Source organism: Sphingomonas suaedae, assembly GCF_007833215.1.
In the GTDB taxonomy this organism is placed as follows: domain Bacteria; phylum Pseudomonadota; class Alphaproteobacteria; order Sphingomonadales; family Sphingomonadaceae; genus Sphingomonas; species Sphingomonas suaedae.
This window is the reverse complement of sequence record NZ_CP042239.1, coordinates 1,204,304-1,216,322: the sequence shown is the minus strand read 5'-3', so window position 1 is coordinate 1,216,322 and position 12,019 is coordinate 1,204,304. Positions and strand designations below refer to the sequence as shown.

The window sequence follows — 12,019 nt, the reverse complement described above, 5'->3', positions numbered from 1 at the left end:
CGCCCGCAGGGCGTGGTGGAGGGGGGGCTAGGCGCCGGACTCCTTTGCCTTGGGCCCCCTCTATCATGCTGCGCATGGTCCCCCTCCCCGTTCCGGGGAGGATTTAGTGCCTGCCTTCACCTATCGCGCTGCCGACCGGGCGGGCGCGCAGAAGAAGGGCGTGGTCGAGGCGTCCAGCCCCGCTGCCGCCCGCGCGATGCTGCGCGATCAGGGGCTGCTGCCGCTCGCCGTCGAGGCAGCGGGGGAGCGGCGGTCGATCGGCAGCATCCAGCTTCCCAAGATCGGCCGTTCGGGGATGAGCGCGCGCGAACTGGCGACCGCGACGCGGCAGATCTCGACGCTGGTGGGTTCGGACATCCCGGTCGAGGAGGCGCTGCGGCTCGCGGCGAGCCAGTCGGAGACGCAGCGCGTATCGGGCATCCTGCTCGACGTGCGCGGCGCGATCCTGGACGGGCGTAGCTTTGCCCATGCACTGGGCACGCACCCGAAGACCTTTCCCGAATTCTATCGCGCGTCGGTGGCGGCGGGGGAGGCGTCGGGTCGGTTGACCGAAGTGCTCGCCCATCTCGCCCATTTCGTCGAGAACCGACAGGCCAATGCGCAGAAGCTGCAGCTGGCGTTGCTCTATCCCGGGTTGCTGGCGACGGTGTCGCTCGGCGTGATCGTGCTGCTGCTGGTTTATGTGATCCCCGACATCGTAAATGTGTTCGTGTCGCGCGGGACCGATCTGCCGCTGCTGACGCGCGTGCTGATCGCCGTGTCGGGGTTCCTGCAGAGCTGGGGGCTGTACATCCTGCTTGCGGGACTGGTTGCGTTCTTCGCGTTCAACCGCTGGGCGGCGATTCCCGCCAACCGGTTGAAGGTCCATCGCGGGTTCACCGAGCGCTGGCCGTTCAAGCGCTTTTCACGCCAGCACAATGCCGCGCGTTTTGCCGGGAGCCTTGCGACGCTGGTCGAAAGCGCGGTGCCGCTGGTCGAGGCGCTTCATGCGGCGGCGGCGGTGACCCCGAATCTGTGGGTGCGGGCGCGGGCGATGCACGTCGCGGCGCGCGTGCGCGAAGGCATCAGCCTGCGCGCCGCGATGAGCGAGGCGGGGGTATTCCCGCTGATGCTGACCGCGATCGTCGCGTCGGGCGAGGCATCGGGCAAGCTCGGCCCCGCACTGTCGCGCGCCGCCGACGAGCTGGATCGCGAACTGGACGCGGTGACCACCGCGCTGGTCGCGCTGGTTGAGCCGATGGTGCTGCTGCTGATGGGCGGGATCGTGCTGATGATGGTGCTTGCGATCCTGCTGCCGATCATCAACCTCAACGATCTGGTGACGCTGTAGCGGGTTACTTCGCGATATATCCCTGCGCCCGAAGGAATGCCGCGATCGTGGCATCGCCATCCTTGTCCGCATTTGGGTCGATGTCGAAATCGCTCTCCTGATTGGCCAGGTTGCGCGTGAGCAGGTGGCCGAGGCCCGGATAGGTCTTGAGCTGGCAGGTGCCGCCCTTGGCCGTGAGGCGCGCGCAAAAGGCGTTTGCGCCCGATAGCGGCGTCAGCGTGTCGCGCTCGCCCTGGATGATGACGGTCGGGGGACCGCCCGCAACGGCCAGCCGGAGCGGGGAGATCGCGGCGACGTCACGGCCCTGCATCAGCTTGCCGAACCACCCGTCGCGTTCGAGATCGAGCGCGGGCGACCATAGCAGCATGACGTCCGGCCCGCGCACGTCGCCGCAGGCGCCGAGCCCCGCCGCTGCGACGAGATGACCGCCCGCGCTGACCCCATATCCCCCGATGCGGGTCGGGTCGACGCCCAGTTCGGCGGCGTTGCGGCGGACCCAGGCGAAGGCGTCACACGCGTCCGCTACGGCGTCGCCCGGGGTGACCGTGCCACGGGAGAGGCGATATTCGATCGAAATCGCAACAAGGCCATCGGCTCGCAGCAACTTCGCCGCGCCGTAGGTCCATTGCGGCTCGCCGACCTGCCACCCGCCACCGTGAAACAGCAGGATGGCGGGAGCAGGACTCCGGCGATTGGCGGGGCTGAAGATATGCGCGGCGAGGCTGGTTTGCCCCACGGTCTTGTAGCTGGTGACACGCGGGGGCGCAGGATTTTCGTCCGGAGCAGCGGCGCCAAGCAGTGCGAGCAGGGCCGAGACGAACAGGATCTTCATGCCTAAAGTTCTCCGTTGATCGTCGCTCCTCCCGGCAATCCCGCGAAGGGCAGGACGCGCGCGCCGTCCGGGGTCATCCGCAGGGTCAGCACGCCGCTCTCGGCGAGCGTCGCGTCGAGCAGGACCTGGCGCCGCTGCGCGCGGGGGGTGAGGCGGATCTGGGTCGCCGTGCCAATCTTTTCCGATGTCAGCATCAAGGGCGGGACCGGGACGGGCGCGCCGCCGCCCTTGGGCGTGCACGTGCCGGCGTCGGTGGTGAGGCGGCCGTCGATGCCCTGGTTCGATCCGCCGACCGCGATCCGGTCGAACTCGATCTGCATCACCAAGTCGCAGGTGAAGGGCAGGTTGGGCTGGAGCGCCTGGAGCAGCGAGGCGTGGCTGCTGCCGCTGACCTTGTCGAGGATCATGCTGGACAGGCCCGCGAGCGCGCGACCGCCCATGTCGGTGTCGGGTCCGGTCGCGGTCCAGTCCGCGGCGAAGCCGAGGCTGGTGAGCGAGCGCAAAGGCGCCCAGTGCCATTCGAACTTGCTGCCGCCCGCGACGCCGACCTCGCCATTCCACACGGTTCCGGCGACGCCGGTGCGCCAGGGGCGGTTCTTGACCACGACGCTGGCGGGCATCGTCGCGATCATCGCCAGGGCATAAGCGGCTATGCCGAGCACGACGAAGACGGTAAGACGCCGCCGTGCCGACCAGGATGCCTTTGATGCCGCCACAGCCGATTCGCCGTCGCGAAGCGCTGACTCTGTTAGGATCAGGGTTGATGGCGCCGTCGGCATTGCTCGCAAGTTCCTCCGTCTTCGCGGCCGACAAGGTCAAGCGTGACAAGCGGCCGGTGGCGTTGCTGCTGCCGCTGAGCGGGCCGCGCGCCGCGCTGGGCCTTAGCATGAGGCAGGCGGTGTTGCTCGCGGATTCTGGGCCGGAACTCACCGCCTACGACACCGGCGGGACGCCCGAGGGGGCGGTGCTGGCGGCGCGCAATGCGTTGAAGGCCAAAGCTGCGATGATCCTGGGGCCGGTGACGGCGGAGGAGCTGACGGCGGTGAGCGCCGAGGTCGCGCGGCGGGTGCCGGTGATCGCCTTTACCAACAATGCGGTGGTGGGCGCGCCGGGCAGCTTCGTGTTCGGCATCACCCCGGCACAGGTGACCAGCGCGATCCTGCGCTATGCCCGGTCGCGCGGGGTCCGGAGCATCGTGGTGATCGATGATACCTCGCCGTGGAGCGCGGCAGCGGCGCTGGCGGCGGGGAAGGCGCAGGGCGAGATCGGGATCGACGTCCGGGTGCTGACGGTGACCGACGGCCAGCCTTTGCCGGAGGCCGGGGACGCGCCCGACGCGGTGCTGCTGCCCGGCAGCGGCGCGGCGGTGCTGGCGGCGGCGCGGAACCTGAAGGCGACGGGCATTCAGCTGCTCGGCACGGTGCAGGCGCTGGACCATCGCCCCGCATCGCTCGAGGCGCTGGACGGGGCGTGGATCGCCAGCCCCGATCCGGCGGCGTTCGGACGCTTTGCGGGCGAGTTTCGCTCGCGGCATGGAGGAACGCCGGGGGCCCTGTCGGCGCTGGCCTATGACGCCGGCGGGATCGTCAAGATCCTGCGCGCCAAGGGATCGTTGGACGAGACGGCGTTGCTGGCGGAGACAAATTATCCGTGCGTGACCGGCAATGTGCGGTTCCGCAGCGATGGCAGCGTGGCGCGCGAGCTGTCGATCCTGGTCGCGGGTCCACAAGGCTATGAGCCTGTTGCGGTGAGCCTGGGGGCGTGAACGACGGTGAGCGGCATCGGCCCGCTCCGCCACCGGGCCAGCCAGCTTTGATATCCTGTGGGGGAGCGGGCCGGTGCCGAACCCCAACGAATGACGCGGGATTCACCCTTCTCGAACTCATCATCTCGCTCGGCCTGTTCGCGCTGATCGCGGTTGCGGGCCTGGCGCTGCTCGAGAGCGTGATGGGGGTGCAGGCGCGCACCGAAGGGCGGCTCGACCGCACCGCGACGCTGCAGCGCGCGATGTTCGTGATCCAGAGCGACCTCGACCAGATTGCGCGGGGTGAGGTGAGCGGCGGGGGCGCCGGGATCGCCTTTACCCGGATCGCGGCGGGGATGGGCGGAACGCCGGTGCCGCTGCGCTATCAGGCGGCGGGCGGGGCGCTGGTGCGCGCGGCGCCGCAGCCGCAGCTGCTGATCGACGGGGTGACGGGGGTGCGCTGGCGCTTTCTGGACGGGCAACGCTGGATCGACCGCTGGCCGCCGAGCGAGGAGCGCAAGGCGGAGTGGCCGCGCGCGGTGCAGGTCGAGATGCAGGTGACCGGTGCGCGCGGGCCGCAGGGGAGCCTGCGCCGGGTCGTCGCGCTGCCGGTCCGGCCCGAGGATGACACGCCATGACGCGGCGCGACGACGAGCAGGGCATGATCCTGATCAACGTGCTGATGTTCGTCGCGATCGCGAGCGGGCTGGTGCTGCTGATGATCGGGCGTGAGGAACTGGCGCTCGACCGCGCCCTGCGCAGTCGGGAGGCGGCGCGGGCGGCGGCGATCGTGCGCGGCGGCGAGCTGTCCGCCATTGCGGCGTTGCAGCGCGACGCACTGGCGGCGCCGGACGTCGATCATGCGGGCGAAGCCTGGGCATCGATCGGGGCGAGCGGGGCGGCGATCGACGGCGGAACGTTCGACCTCGCGGTGAGCGACGCCGAGGGGCGGTTCAACGTCAATTCGCTGCGCAGCGGCGACGCGGTGCCGGTGATCCTGTTCCAGAAGCTGGCGGCGATCGCCGGGCTGGACGAGCAGCAGACGGTCGAGGCGATCGCCTATGTCCGCAGCCAGGGGCCGGTGACCGATATCCGCCCGATCCGCCTGTTGCCCGGTGCCGATCCGGCGGCGATCGCGCGGCTGGAGCGGATGGTCACGGCTTTGCCCGGCAAGACGACGATCAACCTGAATGCGGCGGACGAGGAGTTGCTGGCGTTCCTGTTCGACGATCCGGTCGCGGCGCAGCGGCTGGTCGCGATCCGCAAGCGCAACGGGCAGGTGACGCTGCGCGACCTTTCCGACCTGAAGATCAGTCAGCCGCCGGGGACGGGGTTCAGGTCCAGCACCTTCTGGGTGCGGGTACGCGCGACGATCGGCGACACCGCGCAACAGGGCGCAACGCTGATCCAGCGGCGGTGGACGGTGGAGAACGGGGTTGAGACGGTGCCGGTGGCACGCTGGCGCAACGCGGCGGTGCCGCCCGAGGCTCCGGCGTTCGCGGTCCGAAGTTGACACTGGCTTTACACTATCGGCGGGTTCGGCGGGGGTGGAAGTTCCGCGATCGAACGCGCGCATTGCCGCAATTGCAGATGGATCGACCGGTTCAAAGAGCGGGCGGCCGTTCGGACTGCCGAGTTCTGCATTGCATCAGTTGAATTCCAACATTGCAAGGCTGGTTTTGCCCGGTCGCCCCTTGCAATTGATGATATAAAGTATCATCTGCGCCGCGAGCGATGGAGTGTGCGTGGATGCGGATGAGTATAGCGCGGTGGTTCGACGGGTTTGCGGTCGGCGCGTCGGCGCTGTGCCTGGTCCATTGCCTTGTCCTGCCGCTGCTGATCGCGGGGCTGCCCGCGCTGGCGGGGCGGCTTGATCTGGGCGAGGGCTTTCATCTTGGCGTGCTGGCGTTCGCGGTGCCGACGAGTGCGTTTGCGCTGATGGAGGGATGGCGGCGGCATCGCGCCGTGGCGCCGCTGTTCGCCGGGATTTCCGGGCTGTTGCTACTGGCGGCGGGGCTGGCGTTCGAGGACTGGGCGGCGGTCGAGACGGGCGTGACGGTGGCGGGGAGCTTGTTGCTTGCCGGGGCGCATGTGGCGAACTGGCGGGGGCGGCGACCGCTTCAGTCTTTTCCCCAATAGGCTCGAAAGGCCGAGTGTTCGCCGACAAGCGCTTCATACGAGGGTTCGGAGATTTCGAGAAGGTGTAGCTCTCGCTCACCCAGCTCGGACCAGTCCTGAATCGAAATCGCACGACAAACTATGCTAATCCCGTCTGTCCTCTCCACCCGCAAAGTCTCGCTCCGGTCTGCGATATAGTCGCCATCGACCATGTTCGCGTGGCGATCCGGGACATAGGCCGAGGTTGGCTCGAACTTTCCCATTGCGATCCCCATCGCTGGGTCGAGCGCGTTCAGAAACGCGGTGCCGATCGGCGTGAGGCCTTCCAGGATTGTGACGTGCATTGGCATCATTCTTCACCATTGGGCGATGCCACGCAACGGGTGGCTTTGCCGCACGTCCGTCATCCCGGACTTGTTCCGGGATCCACCCGTCGGCAGGCGTGGGGCAAGAGGCTTTGGGTTCGGGGTGTGCGGGTTGGTGGACCCCGGCACAGGGCCGGGATGACGAAGAAGGAGTCTGTTGCTGGCCCGGGCGCATGTGGCGAATTGGAGGGGGCTCGAGGCATCGGGTTCCCTTGCCTCGGGCCCCCTCCACCGCGCCCTTCAGGCGCGGTCCCCCTCCCCGTGCCGGGGAGGATTTGTTGCGTCGGGCTCGGTGAGACTTGGCTGCTCCACCCCAACCCCTCCCCTGAAGGGGAGGGGCTATCGGATCCCCGGCAGGTCCAACCCCATTTCCGCGGCGCAGGTCTTGGCGATCTCGTAGCCCGCATCGGCGTGGCGCATCACGCCGGTCGCGGGGTCGTTCCACAGCACGCGCTCCAGCCGCTTGGCCGCTTCGGGGGTGCCGTCGGCGACGATGACCATGCCGGAGTGCTGCGAATAGCCCATGCCGACGCCGCCGCCATGGTGGAGCGATACCCAGGTGGCGCCGCTGGCGGTGTTGAGCAGGGCGTTGAGCAGGGGCCAGTCGCTGACCGCGTCGGAGCCGTCGCGCATCGCCTCGGTCTCGCGGTTGGGGCTGGCGACCGATCCGCTGTCGAGATGGTCGCGGCCGATGACGATGGGGGCTTCGAGTTCGCCCGATGCCACCATCTCGTTGAAGGCGAGCGCGAGGCGGTGGCGGTCGCCAAGGCCGACCCAGCAGATGCGCGCGGGCAGGCCCTGGAAGGCGATCCGATGGCGCGCCATGTCGAGCCAGTTGTGGAGGTGGTGGTTGCCGGGTAGCAGTTCCTTCACCTTCGCATCGGTCTTGTAGATATCCTCGGGATTGCCCGACAGCGCGGCCCAGCGGAACGGGCCGATGCCGCGGCAGAAGAGCGGGCGGATATAGGCGGGGACGAAGCCGGGGAAGGCGAAGGCGTTGGCGACGCCTGCGTCCTTGGCGACCTGACGGATATTGTTGCCGTAATCGAAGGTGGGTACGCCCATTTCCTCGAACGCGAGCATTGCGCGGACATGGGTGGCCATCGACGCGCGGGCGGCGGCTTCGACCTCGTGCGGGGCGGTTTCGCGTTTGGTGAACCAGTCGTCCAGCGTCCAGCCGGCGGGGAGGTAGCCGTTGATCGGATCGTGCGCGCTGGTCTGGTCGGTCACCATGTCGGGGCGGATGCCGCGCTTCACCAGTTCGGGCAGGATCTCGGCGGCGTTGCCGAGCAGGCCGACCGAGACCGGGGTTTCGCTGGTGCGGATGATGTCGAGCGCTTCGTCGATGCTGGTCGCGCTGCGGTCGAGATAGCGGGTCTTGAGGCGCATCTCGATCCGGCTGGGCTGGCATTCGATCGCGAGGCATGACGCGCCCGCCATCGTCGCCGCGAGCGGCTGCGCGCCGCCCATGCCGCCAAGCCCGGCGGTCAGGATCCACTTGCCCGACAGGTCGCCGCCATAATGCTGGCGCCCGGCCTCGACAAAGGTTTCGTAGGTGCCCTGAACGATGCCCTGAGTGCCGATATAAATCCACGATCCGGCGGTCATCTGGCCGTACATTGCCAGCCCCTTGCGATCGAGCTCGTGGAAATGCTCCCAGGTCGCCCAATGCGGGACGAGGTTGGAGTTGGCGATCAGGACGCGCGGGGCGTTCTCGTGCGTGCGAAATACGCCGACGGGTTTGCCCGACTGGACGAGCAGGGTTTCATCGTCGTCGAGGCGGCGGAGCGTTTCGACGATCTTGTCATAGCTCGCCCAGTCGCGCGCGGCGCGACCGATGCCGCCATAGACCACGAGGCTTTCGGGCGCCTCGGCGACGTCCGCATCGAGATTGTTCATCAGCATCCGCAGCGGGGCTTCAGTGAGCCAGCTCTTGGCGGACAGCTGGGTGCCGGTCGGTGCCTTGATACGGCGGCTGTTGTCGGTGCGGGTCATTGGGTTCTCGCGAAGTCGATAGCGGCGGAGAGGATCGGGCGGAGGGTCGCCTGAGCCTGTGCGGCGTGGAGGTCGTCGTAACGCGGGGGCCAGTCGGCGGCGGGGACCTCGGTGAGATAGGTGCGCATCGCCAGCTCCATCTGGATGGCGTGGACGCCCTTATCGGGCTCGCCGTAATTGCGCGTGGTCCAGCCCCCCTTGAAGCGGCCGTCGATGACGTGGCTGCGCTGCTGTTCGGCGCAGATCGCGGCGATGGAGTGCGCGAGTTCGGGGGCGCAGGACTGGCCGCTGTTGGTGCCGATGTTAAATTCGGGCAGGCGGCCGTCGAACAATTTGGGCACCACGCTGCGGATCGAATGCGCTTCGTAGAGGACGATGGCCGGGTGGAGGTCGCGCAGGCGATCGATCTCGGCGGTGAGGGCCGCGTGATAGGGGTCGAACCAGGCGGCGCGGCGGCGGGCGATCTCGGTTTCGTCGGGTTCCTGGCCCGGATGATAGAGCGGGTCGCCGTCGAAGGTGACACGCGGGCACAGGCCGGTGGTGAACTGGCCTGGATAAAGCGTCTGGCCGCTGGGATCGCGGTTGACGTCGATCACCGTGCGCGAGGTGGTGGTGCGGATCAGCGTCGCGCCCAGCTTGAAGGCGAAGGCGTAGAGCTGGTCGACATAGAGATCGGCGTCGTGGCGTGCGCGGGCGGGGGAGATCAGCGCGGGGGCGATATCCTCCGGGATTTCGAGGCCGGCATGGGGGATGCTGACGATCAGCGGGCCATCGTTGCGGACGGTGACGATCATGGGAGGCGCACCCTTCTAGGCCCCTCCCCTTCAGGGGAGGGGTTGGGGGTGGGGCGTATCAGTCTCACCGAGCCCGATTGCCAAAAGGATAGGCCCCACCCCAACCCCTCCCCTGAAGGGGAGGGGCTAAGGAAGTGCTCGGCCCTCATGCTTCCACCCCCGGCAGGCCTTCGCCCAGCGCGCCGCTGGTGACGAGTGCGGTCGCCAGCGCCATGTCGGGGGCGAAGTAGCGGTCGTCCTCCAGATGCGGGACCTGTTCGCGCAGCAGCGCGCGGGCGGCTTCGAGCGGGGCGCTGGAGGCGAGCGGGGCGTGGAAGTCGCAGCCCTGCACGGCGGCGAGATATTCGATGCCGAGGATGTTGGCGAGGTTCGCGGTCATGTCGAGCAGGCGGCGCGCGCCATGGCCCGCCATCGAGACATGATCCTCCTGATTGGCGCTGGTCGGGATGGAGTCGACGCTGGCGGGGTGCGCGCGCTGCTTGTTCTCGCTGACCAGGGCGGCGGCAGTGACCTGGGGGATCATGAAGCCCGAGTTGAGGCCGGGGCGCGGCGTGAGGAAGGCGGGAAGGCCCGAGCAGGCGGGATCGACGAGCATGGCGATGCGGCGCTCGGCGAGGCTGCCGATCTCGCAGATCGCCAGCGCGAGCATGTCGGCGGCGAAGGCGACGGGTTCGGCGTGGAAGTTGCCGCCGGAGAGGGCTTCACCCGTATCGGTGAAGATGAGGGGGTTGTCGGTGACTCCGTTCGCCTCGACGGCAAGCGTGTCGGCGGCCTGACGGATCAGCGTGAGGCAGGCGCCCATCACCTGCGGCTGGCAGCGCAGGCAATAGGGGTCCTGCACCCGCTCGTCGCCCTCGCGGTGCGAGGCGCGGATGGCGGACCCCTCCATCAGGCCCGCGAGCGCTGCGGCGACCTCGATCTGCCCGGGATGGCCGCGCACCGCGTGGATGCGGGGGTCGAAGGGGGTGTCGGAGCCTTTTGCCGCTTCGGTGGACAGCGCGCCGGTGACGAGCGCGGCGCGGAACAGCTTCTCGGTCTCGAACAGGGCGGCAAGGGCATAGGCGGTGCTGAACTGGGTGCCGTTGAGGAGGGCGAGCCCTTCCTTGGGGCCGAGCGTCAGGCCGCCCAGCATCGTGCGCGCGGGGATGCGGCGCGGGCCCATTTCGACCTCTCCCACGCCGATCATCGCGGCGGCGAGATGGGCGAGCGGGGCGAGATCGCCGCTGGCGCCGACCGATCCCTGTGCCGGGATGATCGGGGTTATGCCGCGATCGAGCATGTCCTGAAGCATCGCGATCGTCTCGGGCTTCACGCCTGAATGGCCCTGCGCGAGGCTGGCGAGCTTGAGCGCTATCATCAGGCGGACGATGGGGGCGGGCATCGGATCGCCGACGCCTGCGGCGTGGCTGAGGACGATGTTGCGCTGGAGCGTTTCGAGATCGTCGTCGCCGATGCGGACGCTGGCGAGCTTACCGAAGCCGGTGTTGATGCCATAGACGGGCTCGTGCCGGGCGAGAATGTCCTGCACCGCCTGGGCGCTGGCGGCGACCTTGTCATGGCATGACGGGTCGAGCGGGGCGGGTTCGCCGCGATAGATGGCGTTCCACGTGCTGAGGGGCGTGTTGCCGGGGACGATCATAGACCTGCGTACACTCGTGCATGAAGGGGGTTGGCGGCGATGCGGTAGACCAGCTCGGCCGGGTCGGCGATGTTCCAGATGGCGAGGTCCGCCGCCTTGCCTTGTTCGAGGCTGCCGATCCGGGCGTGCGCGCCCAGCGCGCGGGCGGCGTTGAGGGTGATGCCGCGCAGGCATTCGGCCACGGTGAGGCGGAAGAAGGTCGCGCCCATGTTCGCGGCGAGCAGGAGCGACGCCATCGGCGAGGTGCCGGGGTTGCAATCGGTGGCGATTGCGATGGGCACGTTTGCGTCGCGTAGCGCCTGTACCGGCGGGCGGCGTTCCTCGCGCGTGAAGTAGAAGGCGCCGGGGAGGAGCGTGGCGACGGTGCCGTTCGCGGCCATTGCCGCGATCCCGGCAGCGTCGAGATGCTCGAGATGATCGGCGGAGAGGGCGCCGTGGCGGGCGGCGAGCGTGGCGCCGGAGAGATTGGACAGCTGTTCGGCGTGGAGCTTGACCGGCAGGCCGTGAGCGACCGCAGCGGCGAGGACACGGTCGGTCTGCTGCGCGGTGAAGCCGATGCCCTCGCAAAAGGCGTCGACGGCGTCGGCGACGCCGACGGCGGCGGGGATGATGGTTTGGCAGACGAGGTCGACATAGCCCTCGGCATCGCCCTTATACTCTGGGGGGACTGCGTGGGCGGCGAGCAATGTGGTGCGGACACGGACGTCGCGGACCTCGCCGAGGCGGCGGGCAGCGCGGAGCATCTTGAGTTCGTCTTCGAGGGTGAGGCCGTAGCCGGACTTGATCTCGACCGTGGTAACGCCTTCGGCGATGAACTGGTCGAGGCGGGGGAGGGCGGTGGCGATCAGATCGTCTTCGCTCGCGGCGCGGGTGGCGGTGACGGTTGAGAGGATGCCGCCGCCGGCGCGTGCGATCTCTTCATAGGTCGCGCCCTCGAGCCGCGCCTCGAACTCCTTTGCGCGGCTGCCTGCGTGGACGAGATGGGTGTGGCAGTCGATCAGGCCGGGGGTGATCCAGCGGCCTCCGCAATCGATGATCTCGGCCGCATCGGGAGCGTCGGTGGCGGGGCCGACATAGCTGATCGTATTGCCGGTCGCCGCGACGGCGCCCTGCTCGACGACGCCTAGCCCGTCGCCGGTCATCGTCGCGAGGCGGGCGTTGCGCCAGAGTTTGTCCGCAGGAGTCGCCATGCGTTTAGTGTT

Annotated in this window: 12 protein-coding genes; 5 read left to right on the top strand and 7 right to left on the bottom strand. The window is 68.7% G+C overall.

Annotated features, from left to right (window positions below):
• The first annotated feature begins 106 nt into the window (after positions 1 to 106).
• Complete coding sequence (locus FPZ54_RS05855; RefSeq protein ID WP_145845680.1) at positions 107 to 1,330, top strand: type II secretion system F family protein; 1,224 nt, start codon at positions 107 to 109, stop codon at positions 1,328 to 1,330.
• A 4-nt stretch (positions 1,331 to 1,334) separates the two neighbouring features.
• Here FPZ54_RS05855 and FPZ54_RS05850 read toward each other — a convergent pair whose 3' ends face one another.
• Entirely contained in the window at positions 1,335 to 2,162 is an 828-nt protein-coding gene (locus tag FPZ54_RS05850; RefSeq protein WP_145845679.1) for an alpha/beta hydrolase, read from the bottom strand.
• Between the two features lie 2 nt (positions 2,163 to 2,164).
• Complete coding sequence (locus FPZ54_RS05845; protein WP_239019731.1) at positions 2,165 to 2,878, bottom strand: hypothetical protein; 714 nt, start codon at positions 2,876 to 2,878, stop codon at positions 2,165 to 2,167.
• A gap of 47 nt (positions 2,879 to 2,925) precedes the next feature.
• Between FPZ54_RS05845 and FPZ54_RS05840 the strand changes: the two genes are divergently transcribed.
• The 4 genes from FPZ54_RS05840 to FPZ54_RS05825 all read left to right on the top strand — a co-directional run bounded on the left by FPZ54_RS05840 (position 2,926) and on the right by FPZ54_RS05825 (position 6,045).
• Positions 2,926 to 3,927 (top strand): penicillin-binding protein activator, encoded by a 1,002-nt coding sequence (locus tag FPZ54_RS05840; RefSeq protein WP_239019730.1) that lies wholly within the window; start codon positions 2,926 to 2,928, stop codon positions 3,925 to 3,927.
• 47 nt (positions 3,928 to 3,974) lie between these two features.
• Positions 3,975 to 4,544, top strand: coding sequence for a type II secretion system protein GspJ (locus FPZ54_RS05835; protein ID WP_239019729.1), 570 nt, complete (start codon positions 3,975 to 3,977; stop codon positions 4,542 to 4,544).
• On the top strand, positions 4,541 to 5,419 hold the full coding sequence (locus FPZ54_RS05830) for a type II secretion system minor pseudopilin (RefSeq protein ID WP_145845677.1): 879 nt from the start codon (positions 4,541 to 4,543) through the stop codon (positions 5,417 to 5,419). Before FPZ54_RS05835 ends, FPZ54_RS05830 begins: the two co-directional genes overlap by 4 nt.
• Before the next feature lie 236 nt (positions 5,420 to 5,655).
• Positions 5,656 to 6,045: a MerC domain-containing protein gene (locus tag FPZ54_RS05825; RefSeq protein ID WP_145845675.1), complete on the top strand. Its 390-nt coding sequence runs from the start codon at positions 5,656 to 5,658 to the stop codon at positions 6,043 to 6,045.
• On the opposite strand, the gene FPZ54_RS05820 is transcribed toward FPZ54_RS05825, so the two are convergent.
• The 5 genes from FPZ54_RS05820 to hutI all read right to left on the bottom strand — a co-directional run bounded on the left by FPZ54_RS05820 (position 6,027) and on the right by hutI (position 12,007).
• Positions 6,027 to 6,377 (bottom strand): hypothetical protein, encoded by a 351-nt coding sequence (locus FPZ54_RS05820; protein WP_186456928.1) that lies wholly within the window; start codon positions 6,375 to 6,377, stop codon positions 6,027 to 6,029. The genes FPZ54_RS05825 and FPZ54_RS05820 overlap by 19 nt on opposite strands.
• A 351-nt stretch (positions 6,378 to 6,728) precedes the next feature.
• A complete protein-coding gene (hutU, locus tag FPZ54_RS05815) occupies positions 6,729 to 8,384 on the bottom strand; it encodes a urocanate hydratase (protein WP_145845672.1) in 1,656 nt (551 codons plus the stop codon).
• On the bottom strand, positions 8,381 to 9,178 hold the full coding sequence (hutG, locus tag FPZ54_RS05810; RefSeq protein ID WP_145845671.1) for an N-formylglutamate deformylase: 798 nt from the start codon (positions 9,176 to 9,178) through the stop codon (positions 8,381 to 8,383). Before hutG ends, hutU begins: the two co-directional genes overlap by 4 nt.
• Before the next feature lie 145 nt (positions 9,179 to 9,323).
• Complete coding sequence (gene hutH, locus FPZ54_RS05805) at positions 9,324 to 10,817, bottom strand: histidine ammonia-lyase (RefSeq protein WP_145845669.1); 1,494 nt, start codon at positions 10,815 to 10,817, stop codon at positions 9,324 to 9,326.
• Complete coding sequence (gene hutI / locus FPZ54_RS05800; protein ID WP_222428352.1) at positions 10,814 to 12,007, bottom strand: imidazolonepropionase; 1,194 nt, start codon at positions 12,005 to 12,007, stop codon at positions 10,814 to 10,816. Before hutI ends, hutH begins: the two co-directional genes overlap by 4 nt.
• Between the last annotated feature and the right edge of the window lie 12 nt (positions 12,008 to 12,019).